Origin of the sequence: Xanthobacter autotrophicus (genome assembly GCF_030015065.1) — a bacterium.
Taxonomy (GTDB): Bacteria; Pseudomonadota; Alphaproteobacteria; order Rhizobiales; family Xanthobacteraceae; genus Xanthobacter; species Xanthobacter autotrophicus_D.
In genome coordinates this window covers 13,102-32,465 of the sequence record NZ_JAIVFN010000015.1, presented here as the reverse complement: position 1 = coordinate 32,465, position 19,364 = coordinate 13,102, and the positions used below count along the sequence as shown (strand labels likewise).

Genomic DNA, 19,364 nt, shown 5'->3' with positions numbered 1-19,364 from the left:
CGTTGATGCGGGACGGGTCGCCCCGCCACATCCCGGCTCTAGCTCCGATCCGGTCCGCCGACAAGCGGCCCGGCACCCCCCAGGGCGCGGCGCGACCTCAAGAGCCAAGCTCAGCGCGCGGGCGGCGTGCAGACGAGGCTCGAATCGGTACCCCCCTGCGGTCGCGTGGTCTCGCGGACGTAGCAGATGCTCATTTCGCCGGTATCGCGATTGACCCGGAAGATGCCGGTCTCGCCCTCATAGTGGGTCGGCGCCAGGACGTAGTTGCCCGCCTTCTGGGGTCCCGCCCCCTCGCCCTGCGCGAAGCAGTGGGTGATGCCCACGACGCTGCCCTCGGGCCTCTCGAACTGGCAGACGTTCATTTCCCCGGTCTGGCGGTTGAGCCCATAGACCCGGTTGGCCTGGGCGGACGGCGGGGCGGCGAAATCGTAGCCGCCCTGCGCCGGCGAAGCCGCCTGCGCCATCGCGCCGCCGGCTCCTGCGACAAGCCCGGCAAAGGCCAGTACCGCCAGCGAGCGGCGCGCCGCCGGCTGCAGCTTCCCCAGCCCTGCCGCGACGATAGCAATCCCCTGCATTCAAGCCTCCATGGGTCCTCACGACCCGCCCGGGCGCACACCGGCCCGGCCGGAGCCCGCTGAAGGGCTGCGCCATGCAGCCGCAGCCCCGCGAACGGAACGGACGCTCGCGCGAAAAAGCGGCAGGATTTAAGGCAGAGGGTGGGGTCGGCGCCCCCCATCCCCTGTCTGTCCCCGAGGAAGAGGCCCGAACATGACTGCCCCGCTCGTTTCCACCCGCCCCGTGATCGCCTTCGATCTGGACGGCACCCTGGTCGATACCGCGCCGGATCTGCTGGACGCCCTCGATCTGGTGCTGTCGGCGCACAAGATCCCCCCGGTGAACCGCACCGAGGCGCGCAACATGATCGGCGGCGGCGCCCGCATGCTCATCGTGCGCGCCTTGAAGAGCGAGGGCGTTGCCCTGCCCGACGCGGAGGTGGAAGCCATGACCCAGCGCTTCATCGCCCACTATGCCGACAACATCGCCATCGGCTCGCGTCCCTTTCCCGGCCTCCTCGACGCGCTCGACCGCCTCTCGGCGAAGGGCGCGAGCCTTGCCGTGTGCACCAACAAGCTGGAGCACCTCGCCCGGCTGCTGCTCGACGCGCTGGACCTCACGGATCGCTTTTCGGTGATCACCGGCGCCGACACCTATCCGCGCTCGAAGCCGGACCCGCTGCCGCTTCTGTCCACCATTGCCGCGGCCGGCGGCTCGGCGGCGCAGGCGATCATGGTGGGCGACAGCATCACCGACGTGCTCACGGCCCGCGCCACCGGCGTACCGGTGGTGGCCGTCTCCTTCGGATATACCGAAACCCCGCCGTCCGAGCTGGGCGCGGATGCGCTGATCCATCACTTCGACGAGCTGGAGCGGGCCGTGGATGCGCTTCTGACGCGCCCGATGGCGTGAGGTCATCCACAGGCCGGAAGCAGCGGCACTTGACAGAAAGGGGCGCGCCGGCCTAAACGGCGCTCCTCGCAAATGGCGCGGGCGATTAGCTCAGCGGGAGAGCACTCCCTTCACACGGGAGGGGTCGCAGGTTCAATCCCTGCATCGCCCACCATTCCTTCCTCGCACATTCCGAAGCGCGCGGCCTGGCGCAAGCCACCGATGCGTGACGCCTGAGAGGCATGAAGAATCCCCGCAGCAGCGGCGACGGGGACAAGTTGGCCTCGCTCTCCCCCGGACGTGAGAGATCCGACGTCTCAAGCGGAGTGACGGAAGGCGCTCGCGGCGCTCTTATTCGGCCGCGCGCATGTTGATCCAGAGCGTTTCCCCGTTCCATGGAACCGGGAAAACGCTCCATGTCTTCGTGTGAACGCGCGTTCTTCACGCGAACCGGTTTCTCGCTCGAAAACGCTCCAGCCTTCGGCAAGGCCGTTTTGTTCATCTGCACTGCGCGCATGCCACCACGAAACGCGACCGAGCACGCAGCGCCGTGCCCACGCTCAATTGTCGTCGGGGTGGCTCACGTCATCGAGCGCGACATTGGTGCAGGAGATGCTGCCGTCCGGCTCGTCGAAGGCGGTCTGGGTCAGGAAGGCGCAGCGCGTACCCTCGGCCGTCGCGATGAAGGAGACGATGCGCTGGCTGATGCCGGCCACCAGCGCCGAATCGTCCGCCGACCGGAAAGCCGAATCGGCCGGCGGCTGCGGGCCGGCCTTCCGGGCGCTCTTCAGGTCGGAGACGATGGGAATGAGGGAGAGGGTATCGGCCGCATCGTCCGCGGTCACCACGGGCTCCAGCGTCAGGGTGAACTGGTCGAAGCTGCCCTTGCCGAGACGCGTCGCCTCCGCCTCGCCGGTCACGGTCGCCTTGAAGACCGGGCCGGCCGCGCCGGGCACCACGGCTCCAGCGAGCCTGAACTTGCGCGGCCCTGCAGCCGCGGCCTCGGGCGCCGCGCCGGAGAGCAGGCGCGAGAGCAGACCCTCCGCATAGGACTTCAGCTTCGCCTCGGAAATCTTGTCCGCCTCGCTCACCCGGGCGCGCGGAATGGTGGCCAGGGCCATCTCGCCGCACAAGGCGGGCAGCATCACCGAAGACACCTGCGGCACGCGGCGCAAGTCCTCGGCGTGCTTCGCCTCGCTGCCCACGGGCACCGCCACATCCACGGACACGTCGTCGCCCCCCAGCGCGGCGAGGCGTAGGCGGCTCCAGGCCTCCTTCAGCTTCACCGTGGTGGTGCCGCCCTGCTGCGGCACCACCACGAGATCCAGATCCGCCACCGCAGCCGGCGCCTCGGGCGCCGCGGCGAGATCCTTGGCGCGGAACTCGACCGACAGCCCGCCATAGACGCGCCCGCACCAGTCCTCCGGATCGTGCTGGAGCGCGAGCGCCGGTTCCGAGAAGCCCGCCGGGGGCCGGAACAGGGTGACGGAATCGATGCCGGGAATGCTCGTCGTCTCCTCGAAGATGCGGTGCAGCCCGCGCTCGTTCTCGCTGAAGACGACCCGGTAGCTCTCGGCGCCCTGGCCCACATTGAGCGTGAGCAGGCCATTAGCGAGCGTGCCGGACAAAGGCAGCGGCGGACGCGGATCGCCCACCGGCGCGGCAAGGGTGCCGGTCACCCTGCCGTCGGCCACATCAATGCTGGCGATGGAGACGCGATAGGGATCGAAGAAAGGCAGCCCCGTCGCCATGTACCGATCGGCGGCCTGTGCCGCGAAGGGCGCGACCAGGCCGAAGGCGGCCACAAAGGCAAGACGCCCGGCTCCGGAAACGAGAAGGTTGCGCATCATTCGCCTCTCATTTTGCATGGCGGCATTGGGCGCGCTCTATAGCACCGGCGCGGGGGCGGACCCAAGGCGGCGGCGGGGCAGAGCCAAGGCGCGGGCGCCGCGGGCTCTGGGCTCGGCGCCTGAAAGTTCAAGCGGCACACTGCGAGGGAAACCAGATGAGCGCACCCGATTCCATCCCTCCGGAGGTCCCCGCCCGCCGCACCGCCCGGGTCACGACCCCGGACGGCCTCACCATCGCGGCCGAAGCCTTCGGGGCACAGACAGGACCAGATATCGTCTTCATCCACGGCTTTTCCCAATCAGGCCTGTGCTGGGCACGGCAGACGGCAAGTCCGCTTCTCGCCGGTTGCCGCATGGTCACCTACGACTTTCGCGGCCACGGGGCCTCCGACAAGCCGGCCGACCCCGCTTGCTACAAGGCGCCGGAACTGTGGGCCGGCGAGCTTGATGCGGTGATCCGCGCCTTCTGCCTTGAACGGCCGGTGCTGGTGGGCTGGTCCTATGCCGGGCGCATCATCGGCGACTATCTCGCCACGTTCGGATCGGACGGCATCGGAGGCATCGTGTTCGTGGATGCCGTGGTCTCCAACGAGCGGCACCTTTTCGGCCGCTGCAACCAACTGATGCGCCAGATGTGCAGCCCGGACGTGGCGGAGAACATCGCCGCCACCCGCGCCTTCGTGCGCCGCTGCTTCGCCGCGCCGATCCCGCAGTCCCTGTTCGAGCAGATATTGGCGGTGAACATGATCGTCCCGCATCACGTGCGCGGCGCCCTGTTCGGACGGCCGGCGGAATACGGCGCCGCGCTCGCCCGCCTCGACGTGCCGGCCCTGGTGGTCCACGGCACCCTCGACGAGGTGGTGGCCCCGGCCATGGCGGCACATATCGCGCAGATTACGCCCCAGGCCCGGCTGGATCTTTACGAGGGTGTCGGCCACGCGCCGTTTATCGAGGCGGCGGACCGCTTCAACGCCACGTTGGCCGCGTTCGCCCGGGAGGTAGCGGGCAAGGCTTGAGCGTTGCCGAAGGAGCGCAACGGCGCGAAAAGCGGATCACACTCCCGTGCGGGCGGAACTGCCGCGCCATAAAGCGGTTGCAGTGATGTCCAATTTGTGGCGACAAAATGCACTCCCCCGAGCGGATCCCCGCTCATCCGTGTGTCCCTTCGTTCCTCAGCCGAGACGCAAGACCCATGACGCACCTCAGATCCCTCGCCCTGGCCGCAATCGCGGCGACGCTCGTGGCGGCGGGGCCGGCCCGGGCCGATGACCGCTACGAAATCTTCAATTTCAACAAGCTGTTCGGTGGAAATGATGTCGGCTATGTTGGCACGTCCTCGCCCATCGGCCGGCAGATGGTGTCCATCGACGCCAAATACGCGCCGGGCACCATCGTGATCCGCACGTCCGAGCGCCGGCTCTATTACGTGACCGCGCGCGGCCAGGCGATCCGCTATGGCGTCGGCGTGGGACGCGAGGGCTTCCAATGGTCGGGCGTGAAGACCGTGAGCGCCAAGCGGGAATGGCCGGGCTGGACGCCGCCGGCGCAGATGCTGAAGCGCCGGCCCGATCTGCCGCGCTACATGCCCGGCGGCATCGACAATCCGCTCGGCGCACGTGCCATGTATCTCGGCTCCAGCCTCTACCGCATCCACGGCTCCAACGAGCCGGAGACCATCGGACAGGCCGTCTCCTCGGGCTGCTTCCGCATGACCAACGACGATGTGATGGACCTCTACAGCCGCGTCCGGGTAGGCGCGACGGTGTACGTGCTGCGCTGATCCCGACACGGCCCGAAACGCAAAAAGCCCCGGCCATCTTCCGATGGCCGGGGCTTTTCGTTAGCGCGAAACGCTCAGAGGGCGGTGAGGTTCGCCGCTTTGCTCTTGCCGCGGTTGTCCGCGACGATGTCGAAGGACACCTTCTGGCCGTCGTTCAGGCCGTAGAGGCCGGAGCGCTCCACGTCCGAGATGTGCACGAAGACGTCCGGGCCGCCCTCATCCTGCTGGATGAAGCCGAAACCCTTCTGGGAATTGAAAAACTTGACGGTGCCCGTGGCCATGGTGGCCTCCTGTGCGCGCATGCCGGTCTTCAGCCGTGCGATACGCCGGTCGCCCCCGCGCACGACGTTCGTCGCGGCGCAGCGGGGCGTAGTTCAGGACGAGTTCGAATTGGAAGGCTTTTGCGTCGCGGCCCGAAGGAAACGAAGAAGAGGCCGATGACGAACTGTCCGCTCAGCTCGCCCCTCCGCACATCCATGGGAATGGAAAGCGGAGGAACGAACACCCTGGCCGCGGCGGGATCGGAGTACATCCGTCCGTCTCCCGAATACGTTCGCGCTGGAAAGCGCGCCGCGTCCGGCGGCTTGGGTTGAGTGAGAGATAGGAGCCAATAACGGCCTTTCAAGGGCGGCACCCAAAATAGTGCGCGCAGCCCCCTTATTTTCCGCCGGCCACCGCCTTCGTGGCGAAGCGATCATCGAAGATCTCCGCCGGACCGATCTTTGCAGCATTGAGCACCGGAGCGAACTCAACCCGCATGGCTCGCGCATTTTTCATGCCATGGGCAGGAATGACAGCGGTGCGTAAATGGACAGGAATGGAGTTATTGACTGTGGACAGATAAAGCGCATCGCCACCCGGAAGCTCTTCTTCCGACAGCTGCGGAGGCAAAAGGGCAAGGCGAGAAAAGGGAAGCAGGGCACGCGTGCCGGAGCCGGGCAGCCCGCCCCTTCACCTTCGCCCCGATCGGATGCGACAATGTCGGTCAGGACACATCATGGCCCGCATCCTCGCCGCCCTCGCCTTGTTCGCAACGCTCCTCGCCGGCACGCCCTGGCTGCTGCCGGTGGCGAAGGAGAGCGTGAAGCTCGTCGCCGCGCGGGACGATCCCGCCGCCCTCGCCGATCTGGGGTTGACCGGTTTCACCGCGCAGGATGCGCCCCGGTCCATCGCGGAGGCGCTGGCTGAAGACGATGCCGCGCTCGCCGCCTCCTTCCTCGCACTCGCCGATGCCCGCGGCCTCCCCATTCCGCCTGAACTGCGCACGCAAGTGACCGAGGCCACCGGAGCCCTGGCCGAGACGATGCACTCGGCCAGGGCGTTCGGCCTCGGCTTCGTCACCGGCGAGCCGCGCGACCCTGCCGGCCTCGCCGGAGCGGCGGCGAGCGACCTCATGGTGTGGGGCGACATCCGCGACGCCGGCCGCGAGGGCCTCAAGCTGGCGCGCGGCGAGGATGCGGACGAGCTGATCCTCGGCCTCTCCGCCGTGGGCATCGCCGTCACCGCCGGCACTTACGCCACCGTGGGCGCGAGCCTGCCGGTGCGGATCGGCATCTCTCTGGTGAAGGTAGCCAGGCGCACCGGGCGCCTCTCTGCCTCGCTCGCCCGCAGCTTCACCCGCGCCGTGCATGAGAGCGTGGACTTTTTCGCCCTGCGCCGCCTCGCGGCGGCCCCATCGAGCGTGGATGCCGCCGCGGTGAAGGGCGTGATCCGCACGGAGCGCCTCACCGACCTCACCCGCCTGCTGGACGATGCCGCGCGCATCGAGGCGAAGGCCGGCACCCGCGCCGCCCTCGAAGGCCTGAAGGTGGCGGACAACGGGCGGGATCTCGCGCGCGTCGCCCGCCTCGCCGAGGCCAAGGGGTCCCAGACCCTCGCCATCCTCAAGACGCTGGGACGTGGCGCCATCGCCATCACCGGCGCGCTGTTCCACCTGATCTGGTGGGCGTTCGCGGCGGCCCTCTACGCCTTCGCCCTCGTCTCGTCCTTCAATTCCCTCTGCGTCGCCTGCGCCCGCCGCTGCTGGCGCGGGAAGCGCCCCAAGATGGCCCGTCATCGGCACAAGACGCCGGAGCCGGCACAGGCAGCGGCCATGCCGCCTGCGGCCCCGGCCGGCATTGAGGCCGCGACCGCCCGTGTGCTCGCGGCCGTGGAGGCCGCGCGGGAGCTGGCCCGCAGCCCGTCACCGGCGCATGAGGGCGCGGAGCCGGCGGCCCCATCGCCTCCGGCGGACTTGGCACAACAGGAGCGAGCTTCTACTTTCCCGCCCCGTCATCCGCCCAGATCGGAGGCGCCGCCCGTGGCGGTGCCCCGCGAAGGTCCCCCATGCCCCATTTCTCTTCCGCAGGCGTCGATCTCGCCTATTTCGACATCGGCTCCGGCGATCCGGTCCTCCTGATCCACGGCTTCGCCTCCACCAAGGAGATCAACTGGGTCGGCCCCTCCTGGACCCGCACCCTGACGGAGGCCGGCTACCGGGCCATCGGCTTCGACCATCGCGGCCACGGCGAGTCGGAAAAGCTCTACGACCCAGCCCTCTACGACACCCGCATCATGGCGGAGGATGCCCAGCGCCTCCTCGCCCATCTCGGGCTCGAGCGGGCCGACGTGGTCGGCTATTCCATGGGGGCGCGGGTGGGGGCGCAGATGGCGCTGCATTTCCCGCAGGCGGTGCGCTCGCTGATCATGGGCGGGCTCGGCATCCACCTGGTGGACGGGGTGGGCCTGCCCCAGACCGTCGCCGACGCGCTGGAGGCGCCGAGCCTCGACGCCGTCGCCGATCCCATGGGCCGCATGTTCCGCGCCTTCGCCGACGCCAACAAGGCCGACCTGAAGGCGCTGGCCGCCTGCATCCGCGGCTCGCGGCAGGTGCTGACCCGCGAGGAAGTGGCACGCATCTTCCAGCCGGTGCTGGTGGCCATCGGCACCCGCGACCTGGTGTCGGGGCCCGGCCAGCCCCTGGTGGACCTGCTGCCGGACGGCACCATGCTGGACATCCCCAACCGCGACCACAACCCCGCCGTGGGCGACAAGGTGTTCAAGGCGGGCGCTCTCGAATTCCTGAAGCGCCGCCCCTGAAGCGACCGCCGGGACTCTCTCCCCTTCGCGCCGCTTGTGTTAGAACAGGCGCCAAGTTGCATCGTCGAGGAGGCAGGAATGCCGCAGTCACCCATGCCCGCCCCGGTCGCGGACGGGTTCGCCCCCAAGCTCACCAAGGCAGGGACGGAACGCTGGCACGACGTGGTGGACCCGGTCTGGGCGCGCCTGCGCAACGAGGCGGAAGAAGCCGCCGAGCGCGAGCCCCTGCTCGCCGCCTTCCTCATCGGAGCGGTGCTGGGCCAGCCGAGCCTCGAAGCGGTCATCGGCGAGCGCATCGCAGCCCGCCTCGATCATGCGGACGTTCCGGCCAGCGCCATCCGAGCCGCCTGGCTTGAGGCCGCAGCCCGCGACAAGACCATCTCCCAGGCCCTGCGCGCCGACATCATGGCGGTGGTGGACCGCGACCCGGCGGCCACCCGGGCGCTGGAGCCGGTGCTCTATTTCAAGGGCTTCCACGCCATCCAGACCCACCGCCTGTCCCATTTCCTGTGGGCCAACGGCCAGCGCGACCTCGCCCTCTATCTCCAGAGCCAGGCCTCGTCGGTGTTCGCCGTGGACATTCACCCGCAGGTGCCCATGGGCCGGGGCATCTTCCTCGACCATGCCACCGGCGTCGTCATCGGCGCCACCGCGGTGATCGAGGATGACGTCTCCATCCTGCAGGGGGTGACGCTCGGCGGCACCGGCAAGGAGACGGGCGACCGCCATCCGAAGATCCGGCGCGGCGTGCTCATCGGCGCCGGCGCCAAGGTTCTGGGCAATATCGAGGTGGGCCGCTGCGCCCGCATCGCGGCCGGCTCGGTCGTGCTCAAGCCGGTGCCGCGCAACACCACGGTGGCGGGCATTCCGGCCAAGGTGGTGGGCGAGGCCGGCTGCGCCGAGCCGTCCCGCTCCATGGACCAGATGTTCGAGGACAACATCTGGTCTGGCGCCGATATCTGAGGGCTGCCGCCCGCCGCGACTTGAATGCGCGCGCCCTGGCCGCCATAACGCGGCCATCCGTTCGCAAGGAGGACACAGTTGGAAAAGACCGAGCTCGAGCGCGTGCAGCGCTATTTGCGGACCCTGTTCGGCAATCCGCAGATCAAGGTGACTGCGCGCCCGAAGAAGAAGGACTCGGCCGAGGTCTATCTGGGCGAGGAGTTCATCGGTGTCCTGTTCAGGGACGACGAGGACGGCGACCTTTCCTACAACTTCCAGATGGCGATCCTCGATACGGATCTGGAGTGAGGCCAAGGCAGGCCGCCCTTTACCGGGCGGCCGCCGGCGTGGGCCCGTCCGGTGCTGGCGTCCACGCTCTGCAAGGCGGCGTGCGGGCCTCGGGCGCCCGGGACGTAAGCCAGGTGGTCAAAGCAAATTCAGGATTGGCGGAGGTTCAGGAGCGCGGCGACGGAGCGTCGGCGTCCTCGATCTCACGCTCCGGCAGGGCCACGAGGACCATCACGCCGAGCACGGCCATGTAGAAGCGGAAGGCTGCGGGCTGGCCGTTCCATTCCCGCGACTGCCACATGGCGAAATACTCTCCCGCCACCACCGTGAAGCCGAAGAACCAGACCAGGAAGGCCAGCGTCCCGCCGAGATAGGCGAAGCGCTTGGCGCGCTCGAAGCGGGCGGCAGGCCCACCGAGGCGGGCCAGCATGGCAATGGATCCGATGCCGAGGAGAAGCCCGCTCGTCGCCTCGGCCGCGATGATGGCGGCATAGGCCATGCGCCACGCCCTCTCGTCGGTGATGGCGCGATGCATCAGGGCATTGCCGGGAAACGTCGTGTCCATGCTCAGCACATGGCGCACGAACGCATAGTTGGACTCGTAGTCCACGAGATTGTCATAGGCGACCAGGAGACAGAAGGCCGACACCGCGGCCACCATGATCGCCTTCGCAAGTCGCAGTTCCATGTCGCCCCCGTTGCCTCATCCCATCGTCGCGGCTCACCGCCGCGACCAAAGGGACAGGTCCGCGACGGAAACGGACGCGGCGGACCGGAAGATCAGCGACGACGGAAATTCTGCTGGCGGCGGGCGCCGGGCGGCGGGGCGTTGCCCTCGGCCTTGTGGCGGAAATTGATGCGGCCGCGATCGAGGTCATAAGGAGACATTTCCACCACCACGCGATCACCCTCGATGGTGCGGATACGGTTCTTCTTCATCTTGCCGGCCGCATAGGCCAGGATCTGATGATCATTATCGAGGCGCACGCGGAAATTGCCGTCCGGGAGCACCTCGGTCACCGTTCCCTCGAACTCCAGCAGTTCTTCCTTCGCCATATAGTCGTCTCCAGATGCCCCGTTCTCCGGGGCGGAATTGCCGGGCTTATCTCACGAAAACGCCCGCACGCCCATAGCTGAGATGGGCGCGGCGACGCATTTTCGCCAGCCACGCCCATCAGTGATCCATCAACCCGCCATGCGTCTCAGCGCACCGGACGCTTGGCGCCGCCCGGCCGGGCCTCGGGCCGCTGGCCGCGGTTCGGCACGGCCTGCATGAAGCCGAGGCCACCGATGTCGCCCGCAGGGCGCTGGCCACCACGCTCGGGCCGCGGGCTGCGAGCCTCGGGCCGCGCCGGCTGACCGGAGCGATGCCCCGCGCCGTTGCCGCCGCCATGGTTCGCGGCATGCTCGGCACGCCCTTCCGGACGACCGCCCGCCGGACGGCCCTCGCCGCGCGGCTGGTGCGGCCGTTCGGCCTGGGGCCGCGCCTCGTCCAAGCGGCCGTGGCCGCCACGCTGGGGACGGGAGCGCGCCTCGCCGGACCGCTCCTCGGACCGCTCGCCACCCTGACGGGGGCGCTGGCCGCGGAAGTTCTGCCGGCCGGAGCGGCCGATATAGTCGTTCCGCTCGGCGGTTTCGTCCCGGTCCTCGAGGATGATGGGCTCAAGCTGGGGCACCGCGAAGCGGGTACCCGCGCCACGGCGGTCGCTGGCGGGAAGCTGCATCTTGATGAGCTTCTCGATGGACCGCAGGAACGCGCGCTCCTCGTGATCGCAGAACGAGATGGCGATGCCTTCCCGGCCGGCGCGCGCGGTGCGGCCGATGCGGTGCACATAGCTCTCCGGCACGTTGGGCAGGTCGAAATTGATGACGTGGCTCACCCCGGTCACGTCGATGCCGCGGGCGGCGATGTCGGTGGCGATGAGGGTGCGGATCGTGCCTTCGCGGAAGGCCGCGAGCACGCGGTCGCGCTGGTTCTGCGACTTGTTGCCGTGGATCGCCTCGGCGGCGATGCCGGCCTTGGCGAGCACCCGCACCACCTTGTCCGCGCCGTGCTTGGTGCGGGCGAAGACGAGGGCGCGGTCGATCTCCTCGGTGGAGAGAACCTCGGCGAGGAGCTGGCCCTTGTTGGGCTTGTCCACCAGGATCACCCGCTGCTCCACCCGATCGGCCGTCTTGGCGACCGGGGTCACCGCGACGCGCGCCGGATTGTGCAGCATGGAACCCGCCAGTTCGGCGATGGCATGCGGCATGGTGGCGGAGAAGAACAGGGAATGCCGCTTGTGCGGCAGCCGGCGCACGATGGCGCGGATGGCGTGGACGAAGCCCATGTCCAGCATCTGGTCGGCCTCGTCGAGAACGAGAACCTCGACCTGGTCGAGGCGCACCGCATTGTTCTCGACCAGATCAATCAGGCGGCCGGGGGTCGCAACCAGCACGTCCACGCCGCGGGACAGCGCGCGGATCTGCCGGCCCATGGGCACGCCGCCGATGGCAAGCGTCACGGAAATGCGGGCATGGCGCCCGAATTTCTCGAAGTTCTCGACGATCTGGCCGGACAGCTCGCGGGTCGGCGAGAGCACGAGGGCGCGCACCGACTTGGGCTCGGGGCGGTGCGGATGACGCACGAGGCGGTCGAGGATGGGAAGGGCGAAGGCGGCGGTCTTGCCGGTGCCGGTCTGGGCGATGCCGATCAGATCACGCCCCGCGAGAATCTGCGGGATGGCTTCGGCCTGGATGGGGGTGGGAGTGACGTGGTTCGCTTCAGTGAGGGCGCGAACGATGGGCTCGGCGAGGCCGAGGTGCGAAAAAGAGGTCAAGCTCTGACTTTCATATGCGAACGACACCGGCGCACGCAGGGGCGCAGCGCGGTTCGCGGGGATATTCGACATCCCGCGTGGCCTGGGGTGTCCATGGACAATCATAGAAGTCGGGCAAAGCCGCTCGCGACGCTTCTGAAATGGGAAGCTCCGGCGGTCTCCGCTACGCGGCCCGAGCGCGCTGCACGGGGGACCTGAGAATCCGTCCGGGGCGCTACGACGGGCGGTATGGCCCATTCCCATGACAATTTCAAGGCGAATGCAGCTTTTTCGCCGCACTGCTCCGGCAAGACATCCCGGCCGGACATCGTCCGGACGGCGCGGACCGCCGCCCCCCTTGCGGGTCGCCGCCGTCGCTCCGATGTTTGCGGCTGGAGGAGAGATGATCGACGTTCAGTCCCTTGTGGCGGCCACCACCGCTTTCATTCAGGAGAACCACACCCTCGCCGCGCCCATCGTCTTCGGGCTCGCATTCGGCGAATCGCTGGCGCTCATCTCCTTCTTCATTCCGGCCACGGTGCTGCTGCTGGCCATCGGTGCGCTGGTCGAGGCCAGCGGGCTGCACTTCTTCCCCATCTGGCTCGCGGCCGCCACCGGGGCGGCCCTGGGGGATACCATCTCCTACTGGTTCGGCTTTCATTACAAGGACCGGGCCAAGACCGTCTGGCCCCTGTCGCGGCGACCGGACCTGGTGACCCGGACAGAGGATTTCTTCCATCGCTTCGGCGTGTGGGGCGTTGCCATCGGCCGCTTCTTCGGGCCGATCCGCGCGGTGGTGCCGCTGGTGGCCGGCGTGCTGGCCATGCGCCAGAGCCACTTCCAGCTCGCGAACGTCGCCAGCGCGGCACTCTGGGCCTTCGCCATGCTCGCGCCCGGAGCAGCCGCGTTCAAGCTGCTGGGCTTTTGAGCACCTTGAGCCGCGCCAGACCGGCTGCGCCCTGCACCTTGCTGACGGGCGCGGCGAGATGCCGCAATGCAGCATAATTCGCGCATTCCCGCAGCCCTCACCGGCCTACCCCTGACCCCAGACGCACCCCGCCTACTTGTTTCGTTACGGCATGCTGTATATGAACGGACATACCAAAGGGGACCTTTGCCATGTCCAGCTTCCTTCTGCGTCGCGGCCTCATAGTCGGCCTTCTGCTTGCCGCTGCAAGTCTTGCCGGCGCAAGTCTTGCTCCCGCTCGGGCCGAAGAGCCGGCCAAGGTTTCGACCACCGGTGCCGAGACCACGGTCACCACGTTCGCCGCCGCGAGCCTCACCAACGCGTTCGAGGATATCGCCAAGGCCTATGCAGCCAAGGGCGAAAAGGCCCCGGTGAAGTTCTCCTTCGCCGCCTCCTCCGCCCTCGCCAAGCAGCTTGAGGCCGGTGCGCCGGCGAACATCTTCGCCTCCGCCGACCTCAAGTGGATGGACTATACCGACGGCAAGGGCCTCACCCTGCCCGCGACCCGCGTGACCATCCTCGGCAATGCCCTCGTCCTGGTGGCGCCCGCCGACAAGGCCAAGCCCGTGACCATCGCCAAGGGTATGGACATCGACGCCCTCCTGGGCGCCAACGGGCGTATTGCCACCGGCCTCGTGGACAGCGTGCCGGTTGGCGTCTACGCCAAGACCGCCTTCACCAACCTCGGCCTGTGGGACAAGGTCGCCCCCCGCATCGTCGGCTCCGAGAGCGTGCGCGCGGCGCTTGCCCTGGTGGAGCGGGGCGAGGTGCCCTATGGCGTGGTCTACGCGACCGACGCCGCCGTCGCCAAGAATGTGAAGGTCGTTGCCGTCTTCCCGTCCGACAGCCATCCCCCGGTGGAATATCCCTTCTCCCTCGTGAAGGGCCAGGATACGCCCGCCGCCAAGTCCTTCTTCGCCTTCCTCCAGGGGCCGGAAGCGAAGGACATCTACAAGAAGTACGGCTTCACGGTGAAGTGAACCCATCGGAAGCCGCCCGTTCCGTCCCGGTCAGGGCCGGGACGGAACGGGACTTGCTTCCCGACGTCCGCGGCTTCGGCTTAAGCTCACGAGGCGCCAAGCCCAGAACCGCCACTATCCGGAAGACTGCCCCATGCTTACCCCTGAAGAATGGACGGCCGTCAGGCTCAGCCTGGAGGTCGCCTTCTGGGCCACCATCTGGAGCCTGCCGCCCGCAATTCTCGTCGGCTGGGTGCTGGCGCGGTTCGACTTTCCCGGCAAGGGCATCTTCGACGGCATCGTGCACCTGCCCCTGGTCCTGCCCAAGGTCGTGGTCGGCTATCTCCTGCTCATTACCCTCGGCAACCGCGGCTATCTCGGCCAGTATCTCAACGAGTGGTTCGGCATCTCGCTGATCTTCTCCACCGCCGGCGCTACCGTGGCCGCGGCCGTGGTGAGCTTTCCTCTGACGGTCAACGCCATCCGCCTCGCCATAGGCGGCATCGACCAGGGCATCGAGACCGCCGCGCGGACCCTGGGCGCGACCAAGCTGGATGCCTTCTTCACGGTCACCCTGCCGCTGATGATGCCTGGCGTCCTGTCGGGCTGCCTCATCTCGCTCGCTTCCGCGCTGGGCGAGTTCGGCGCGACCATCACCTTCGTGTCCAATGTGGAGGGGCAGACGCGGACCATCCCGCTGGCCATCTACAGCGCCACCCACATGCCCGACGGCGACGCCATGGCGCTGCGGCTCACGGTGGTGTCGGTGATCCTGGCGCTCGGCTCCCTCATCCTCGCGGAGATGGCGGACCGCCGCATCAAGCTGGCGCTGGGGCAGATATGATCGAGATCGACGTCTGCCTCGCGCGCAATACCGGTTTCCGCCTCGAGGTCAACTTCTCGGCTCCCGAGCGCGGGGTGACCGCGCTGTTCGGCCGCTCCGGATCGGGCAAGACCACCATCATCCAGGTGGTGGCCGGATCCGTGCGCCCGGACCGGGGCCGGATCGCGGTCGGCGACGACGTGTTCTTCGACAGCGAGCAGGGCATCGACCTGCCCATGGAGCGGCGAGGCGTCGGCTATGTCTTCCAGGACGCCCGGCTGTTCCCGCACATGACCGTGGAGAACAATCTGCGCTATGGCGAGCGCCGGTCCAGACGGGCCCGTACCATCCGCTTCGATGCGGTGGTGGACATGCTCGGCATCGGCCATCTCCTGAAGCGCCGGCCGCACACGCTTTCCGGAGGCGAGAAGCAGCGTGTCGCCATCGGCCGCGCCCTGCTCTCCCAGCCCCGCCTGCTGCTGATGGACGAGCCCCTCGCCTCCCTCGACGAGATGCGCAAGGGCGAGATCCTGCCCTATCTGGAGCGGCTCAGGGACGAGCTTCTGCTGCCCATTCTCTATGTGAGCCATTCCGTGGAGGAGGTGCTGCGCCTGTCCGACGCCGTGGCCGCTGTTGCCGACGGCAAGGTGATCGCCTGCGGAGGCCTCGCCGACGTGCTGTCCCAGCCGGAGCTGCTGCCCGTGCTCGGCCGCTTCGATCTCGGCACCATCCTCGACTGCACGGTCACCGCGCACGATGAGGAATTCGGCCTCTCCACCGTGTCCTTCCCGGACGGCGAGCTGCGCGTGCCGCTGGTGGGGCGGCCGGTCGGCGCCGCAGCGCGAGTCCGCATCCGCTCGCGCGATGTCTCCCTGTCCCTGTCGCGCCCCATTGATGTCTCGGTGACGAATCGCCTGTCCGGGACCATCGCCAGCATCACGCGCGCAGAGGGGCCGTTCTCCGACGTCGAGGTGGCCCTCGCCCACGGCAAGCTGCATTCACTGGTGACGCAGGAAAGCGTGCAACGCCTTGCGCTCGAGCCGGGCATGGCGGTGTGGGCCATGATCAAGGCCGTGACCGTGGACAGCCGCCCGGCGGGCTTCAACTCGCCCGGCGCCGAATTCAGATCGCCTTCGCCCGTTTCCCGGCGGCATCAGCCGGCTGCGACTCTTCCGGCTCTGCGTGTGATTGCGGGCGGAACTCCGCCGCGAGAGACTTCGTAAGCTCATCCACGGCGGCGTGGGTCGCCTTCGCCGCCTGGCGCTCCATGGCCCGATAGAGGGCAATGATGCGCTCGCCGAACGCCGTCACCTCCGTGCCCGCGCCGCGGCGGCCGGGGAAAGTCACAATCACCCGTTGCTCGAACATGCGGTCGAGCTCGTCCACCAGCAGCCAGGCCCGGCGATAGCTCATGCCGATGGCCTTGGCGGCGGACAGGATGGAGCGATGTTCGCGGATCGCTTCCAGAAGCATGATCTTGCCGGGACCGAGACGACGTCCATCCGGAAAATCGACGCGTAGAAACAGGCGGCTGCCGTCCTTCTTGGCCACTACATCCCTCCTCGCGCGCCCGGCGCGCCATGGCGGAGGGTCAGCATACCGGAAGAGCCACCGGCCGGGAACGCCTTCCAGCGGGAATGACCGGAGCGGGGCATCGCCGCGCGTCACCGGTCAAGGCGTGGACGGAACATTCCGGGCCGAGGCTGCGCCCTCCGAGCGCCGGAGCGAGAAGCGCCCGGCAACCGCTCAGGCGCGGACCTGCCGGTGCGAGCCCGAGGCGGGAGCCAGGCGCCCGTTCACCACCGCCGAGAGAATGAGGATGGCGGCGACAGTGCCCAGGTAGGCGATCAACTGCATCCCCGTCGGCTCGGCGCGATAGCCGACGAGCGTCCGCAGCACGCGGCCGAGGGCGCTGTCGTCGGCGAGGAGCCAGCTTGTGTTCCAGACCGGGTCGACGAGGGACTGGATGAAGCCCGCATCCTGCAGGATGCCGACCACCTGTGCCGCGAGCCCCGCCGCCAGAAGGGTGATGATGATGGCCGTCACCTTGAACAGGTGCTTCAGCGGAATAGCCACGAGGCCGCGGTAGAGCGCCAGCGAAACCGCCGCGCCGCCGGCAAGGCCGAGGAGGCCGCCAAGCACCACCGAGCCGGCCGTCTCGTTGCCCGTGGTGGTGATTCCATAGAGGAAGAGCACGATCTCCACGCCCTCGCGCAGCACCGCCATGCCCACCACGATAGCGAGCGCAGCGAGGGGCCGGCGGCCTTCCTTGACGTCGCGCCCGACCTCCTTCATCTCGAAGACCATCTGGCGGCCGTGGCTTGCCATCCACACGACGGTCCACACCAGCATGACCACGGCCACCGACAGGATCGTCGCATTCAGGATGTCCTGACCCGAACCGTCGAAGGTCGAGGCGATCCTGTCCGCGAACAGCGCAAGCAGCGCCGAGCCGGCGAGGCCGCCCAGGATGCCGAGGCCGATCCACAGGCCGCGATGGCGGATGCCTTCGGAGGCGGCAAGAACAACGCCGGTGACAATCCCCGCCTCCAGCACCTCGCGGAAGACAATCAGCAGCGCTGCGATCATGGTGACTGTTCCTTCATGGTCGGCGCCCGGCCCGGCTTCGTCCTGCGAGCCGCAATGCCCGCGTGGATACGACGAAAGACGAAGGCAGGCCCTGATTTGAGTATGTCGAAAACCGCAAAAGCGGACGTAACGTAAGGAAAAATCCTGCGAATGACTGGCGACAGCCTACCACCTCCGTCACCGCGCTGTCATCCGGAGCGCTTTTGTTTTGAATTATTCAAATAATAAAAATGGCCCGCCCCGGGATCGTTGATCACGTCGTCCGGAACGCAACAACCGATCGAGGCGCAGCATTTGCAGATATGCACGGCAGATGGGCGGCGCCTTTGCGAGCATTGAAGGCACCAGCCAATTGGCGTAGCGTCAATCATCTGAGGCGCGCATTAATTTTAACTTGGATCACTCAAGTCTTCATGCCAGACGGGAACAATAGAACAATTCCATTGTCCCGCGCCGCCCTTGCCGCTCTGTGGGCGCATCCCTAAGCTTGCACGAAAGGGGGCCCTGCCCCGCCCCTTCCCGAAATTTCATTGCAAGGAGAGAAGGTCGATGCGCGCGCATGTTGTTGGCGCAGTCGTCGCCGCAGTTTCAGCTTTCGCGAGCCCAGCTTTCGCCCAGGCTCCGAAGGACGCGCCCAAGCCGCGCGACGTGATCGTCCACTATGCCGACCTTGCCGAAGCCATGTATGGCTCCTCCGCCGCCACGGCGCAGGACATGCAGAAGGTCATCCTCACCTTCCTCGACGCCCCGAGCGCCGAGACGCTGGCCAAGGCGCGCGACGCCTGGAAGGCCGCCCGCGTCTTCTACCAGCAGACCGAGGCGTTCCGCTTCGGCAACAAGGCGGTGGACAAGATCGAAGGCGACGTGAACGCCTGGCCGCTGGACGAAGGCCTCATCGATTACGTGGACAAGAAGAGCTATGGCGAGAAATCGGATGAAAATCCCCTCTACACCGCTAACGTGATCGGCTCCAAGTCCATCCGCATCGGCAAGAAGACCATCGACACCTCGAAGATCACGCCGGAACTGCTGCACAGCCTCAACACCGCCGGCGGCGTCGAGGCCAATGTGGGCTCGGGCTGGCACGCCATCGAGTTCCTGCTGTGGGGGCAGGATCTCAACGGCACCGGTCCCGGCGCCGGCAACCGGCCCTATACCGACTACGACCTGAAGACCTGCACCAACGCCAATTGCGACCGCCGCGCCCAGTATCTCAAGGTCGCCACCGAGACGCTGGTGGCCGACCTCAGCGAGATGGCCGCCATCTGGGGGCCGAAGGGCGAGGCCCGCACCGCGCTGCTGAAGAAGAAGGACAAGCCCGCGCTGGCGGTGATCTTCACCGGTCTCGGCTCCCTGTCCTATGGCGAGCTTGCGGGCGAGCGGATGAAGCTCGGCCTCATCCTTCACGACACGGAAGAGGAGCACGACTGCTTCTCCGACAACACCCACAATTCGCACTATTACGACGAGGTGGGCATCCGCGACATCTATTACGGCCGCTTCACCAAGCCCGACGGCACGGTGTTTTCCGGCCCCTCGGTGGCCGACCTGATCCGCGCCGCGGATCCCAAGATCGCCGACGAGATCGACCAGAAATCGGACGCGGCCCTCGCAGCCTTGAAGAAGATCAAGGACACGGGCGATTCCGGTGAGATGTATTACGACATGATGCTCGCGGAAGGGAACGAGAAGGGCGCCAGGCTGATCCAGGACGGCGTCGATGCCCTCGTCGCCCAGGCGCACGCCATCGAGCGCGGCGTCGCGGCCCTGAAGCTGCAGATCAAGGTGGAGGGCTCGGACAGCCTGGACGATCCGAAGGCCGTGAAGAAGAAGTGAGGCTTTGG

Annotated in this window: 21 protein-coding genes and 1 tRNA gene; 13 read left to right on the top strand and 9 right to left on the bottom strand. The window is 67.8% G+C overall.

Features of this window, described 5'->3' with window-relative positions; all coding sequences use genetic code 11:
* Positions 1 to 110 precede the first annotated feature (110 nt).
* A complete protein-coding gene (locus tag K9U40_RS05480; protein ID WP_282889199.1) occupies positions 111 to 575 on the bottom strand; it encodes a hypothetical protein in 465 nt (154 codons plus the stop codon).
* A 193-nt stretch (positions 576 to 768) separates the two neighbouring features.
* Here K9U40_RS05480 and gph point away from each other — a divergent pair, with 193 nt between their 5' ends.
* Positions 769 to 1,467, top strand: a complete 699-nt coding sequence (gph, locus tag K9U40_RS05475; RefSeq protein WP_282889198.1) for a phosphoglycolate phosphatase — start codon at positions 769 to 771, stop codon at positions 1,465 to 1,467.
* Positions 1,468 to 1,546: 79 nt separating this feature from the next.
* Positions 1,547 to 1,621, top strand: a tRNA-Val gene (locus K9U40_RS05470).
* 385 nt (positions 1,622 to 2,006) lie between these two features.
* Here K9U40_RS05470 and K9U40_RS05465 read toward each other — a convergent pair.
* Positions 2,007 to 3,296 carry a hypothetical protein gene (locus K9U40_RS05465; RefSeq protein WP_282889197.1) on the bottom strand — a complete coding sequence of 430 codons (1,290 nt, stop codon included), beginning with the start codon at positions 3,294 to 3,296 and terminating at the stop codon, positions 2,007 to 2,009.
* A gap of 155 nt (positions 3,297 to 3,451) precedes the next feature.
* On the opposite strand from K9U40_RS05465, the gene K9U40_RS05460 reads away from it, so the two are divergent.
* Together K9U40_RS05460 and K9U40_RS05455 are read left to right on the top strand one after the other, a co-directional pair.
* Positions 3,452 to 4,312 carry an alpha/beta fold hydrolase gene (locus K9U40_RS05460; protein ID WP_282889196.1) on the top strand — a complete coding sequence of 287 codons (861 nt, stop codon included), beginning with the start codon at positions 3,452 to 3,454 and terminating at the stop codon, positions 4,310 to 4,312.
* 176 nt (positions 4,313 to 4,488) lie between these two features.
* Complete coding sequence (locus K9U40_RS05455; protein ID WP_282889195.1) at positions 4,489 to 5,076, top strand: L,D-transpeptidase; 588 nt, start codon at positions 4,489 to 4,491, stop codon at positions 5,074 to 5,076.
* Positions 5,077 to 5,150: 74 nt separating this feature from the next.
* Here K9U40_RS05455 and K9U40_RS05450 read toward each other — a convergent pair whose 3' ends face one another.
* Both K9U40_RS05450 and K9U40_RS05445 read right to left on the bottom strand, forming a co-directional pair.
* Positions 5,151 to 5,357 (bottom strand): cold-shock protein, encoded by a 207-nt coding sequence (locus K9U40_RS05450; RefSeq protein WP_282889194.1) that lies wholly within the window; start codon positions 5,355 to 5,357, stop codon positions 5,151 to 5,153.
* Between the two features lie 376 nt (positions 5,358 to 5,733).
* On the bottom strand, positions 5,734 to 5,967 hold the full coding sequence (locus tag K9U40_RS05445; RefSeq protein ID WP_282889193.1) for a hypothetical protein: 234 nt from the start codon (positions 5,965 to 5,967) through the stop codon (positions 5,734 to 5,736).
* A 106-nt stretch (positions 5,968 to 6,073) separates the two neighbouring features.
* Between K9U40_RS05445 and K9U40_RS05440 the strand changes: the two genes are divergently transcribed.
* The 4 genes from K9U40_RS05440 to K9U40_RS05425 all read left to right on the top strand — a co-directional run bounded on the left by K9U40_RS05440 (position 6,074) and on the right by K9U40_RS05425 (position 9,405).
* A complete protein-coding gene (locus K9U40_RS05440; RefSeq protein WP_282889192.1) occupies positions 6,074 to 7,474 on the top strand; it encodes a hypothetical protein in 1,401 nt (466 codons plus the stop codon).
* Entirely contained in the window at positions 7,402 to 8,154 is a 753-nt protein-coding gene (locus K9U40_RS05435) for an alpha/beta fold hydrolase (protein ID WP_282889191.1), read from the top strand. The genes K9U40_RS05440 and K9U40_RS05435 overlap by 73 nt, the downstream gene beginning before the upstream one ends.
* 78 nt (positions 8,155 to 8,232) lie before the next feature.
* Positions 8,233 to 9,117 (top strand): serine O-acetyltransferase, encoded by an 885-nt coding sequence (cysE, locus tag K9U40_RS05430; RefSeq protein ID WP_282889190.1) that lies wholly within the window; start codon positions 8,233 to 8,235, stop codon positions 9,115 to 9,117.
* Positions 9,118 to 9,195: 78 nt separating this feature from the next.
* Positions 9,196 to 9,405, top strand: a complete 210-nt coding sequence (locus tag K9U40_RS05425) for a DUF3126 family protein (RefSeq protein WP_282889189.1) — start codon at positions 9,196 to 9,198, stop codon at positions 9,403 to 9,405.
* A 145-nt stretch (positions 9,406 to 9,550) separates the two neighbouring features.
* Here the strand turns inward: K9U40_RS05425 and K9U40_RS05420 are convergent, their stop codons facing one another.
* The 3 genes from K9U40_RS05420 to K9U40_RS05410 all read right to left on the bottom strand — a co-directional run bounded on the left by K9U40_RS05420 (position 9,551) and on the right by K9U40_RS05410 (position 12,203).
* Positions 9,551 to 10,072: a DUF2165 family protein gene (locus K9U40_RS05420; protein ID WP_282889188.1), complete on the bottom strand. Its 522-nt coding sequence runs from the start codon at positions 10,070 to 10,072 to the stop codon at positions 9,551 to 9,553.
* Positions 10,073 to 10,164: 92 nt separating this feature from the next.
* The gene (gene infA, locus K9U40_RS05415; RefSeq protein ID WP_012115181.1) at positions 10,165 to 10,440 is read right to left on the bottom strand and encodes a translation initiation factor IF-1; all 276 of its coding nucleotides are present in this window, start codon (positions 10,438 to 10,440) and stop codon (positions 10,165 to 10,167) included.
* Positions 10,441 to 10,586: 146 nt separating this feature from the next.
* Positions 10,587 to 12,203 (bottom strand): DEAD/DEAH box helicase, encoded by a 1,617-nt coding sequence (locus tag K9U40_RS05410; protein WP_282889187.1) that lies wholly within the window; start codon positions 12,201 to 12,203, stop codon positions 10,587 to 10,589.
* Positions 12,204 to 12,585: 382 nt separating this feature from the next.
* Between K9U40_RS05410 and K9U40_RS05405 the strand changes: the two genes are divergently transcribed.
* The 4 genes from K9U40_RS05405 (at position 12,586) to modC (ending at position 16,154) form a co-directional block, all read left to right on the top strand.
* Positions 12,586 to 13,110: a DedA family protein gene (locus tag K9U40_RS05405; RefSeq protein WP_282889186.1), complete on the top strand. Its 525-nt coding sequence runs from the start codon at positions 12,586 to 12,588 to the stop codon at positions 13,108 to 13,110.
* Positions 13,111 to 13,301: 191 nt separating this feature from the next.
* Positions 13,302 to 14,129 (top strand): molybdate ABC transporter substrate-binding protein, encoded by an 828-nt coding sequence (gene modA / locus K9U40_RS05400; protein WP_282889185.1) that lies wholly within the window; start codon positions 13,302 to 13,304, stop codon positions 14,127 to 14,129.
* A 133-nt stretch (positions 14,130 to 14,262) separates the two neighbouring features.
* Entirely contained in the window at positions 14,263 to 14,952 is a 690-nt protein-coding gene (gene modB / locus K9U40_RS05395) for a molybdate ABC transporter permease subunit (RefSeq protein WP_282889184.1), read from the top strand.
* Positions 14,952 to 16,154, top strand: a complete 1,203-nt coding sequence (gene modC / locus K9U40_RS05390) for a molybdenum ABC transporter ATP-binding protein (protein ID WP_414114994.1) — start codon at positions 14,952 to 14,954, stop codon at positions 16,152 to 16,154. Before modB ends, modC begins: the two co-directional genes overlap by 1 nt.
* Here modC and K9U40_RS05385 read toward each other — a convergent pair.
* Both K9U40_RS05385 and K9U40_RS05380 read right to left on the bottom strand, forming a co-directional pair.
* Entirely contained in the window at positions 16,054 to 16,482 is a 429-nt protein-coding gene (locus K9U40_RS05385) for a winged helix-turn-helix domain-containing protein (RefSeq protein WP_282889182.1), read from the bottom strand. The genes modC and K9U40_RS05385 overlap by 101 nt on opposite strands.
* 195 nt (positions 16,483 to 16,677) lie before the next feature.
* A complete protein-coding gene (locus K9U40_RS05380; protein ID WP_282889181.1) occupies positions 16,678 to 17,520 on the bottom strand; it encodes an FTR1 family iron permease in 843 nt (280 codons plus the stop codon).
* A 549-nt stretch (positions 17,521 to 18,069) separates the two neighbouring features.
* On the opposite strand from K9U40_RS05380, the gene K9U40_RS05375 reads away from it, so the two are divergent.
* Entirely contained in the window at positions 18,070 to 19,356 is a 1,287-nt protein-coding gene (locus K9U40_RS05375) for an imelysin family protein (RefSeq protein WP_282889180.1), read from the top strand.
* Positions 19,357 to 19,364: the final 8 nt, after the last annotated feature.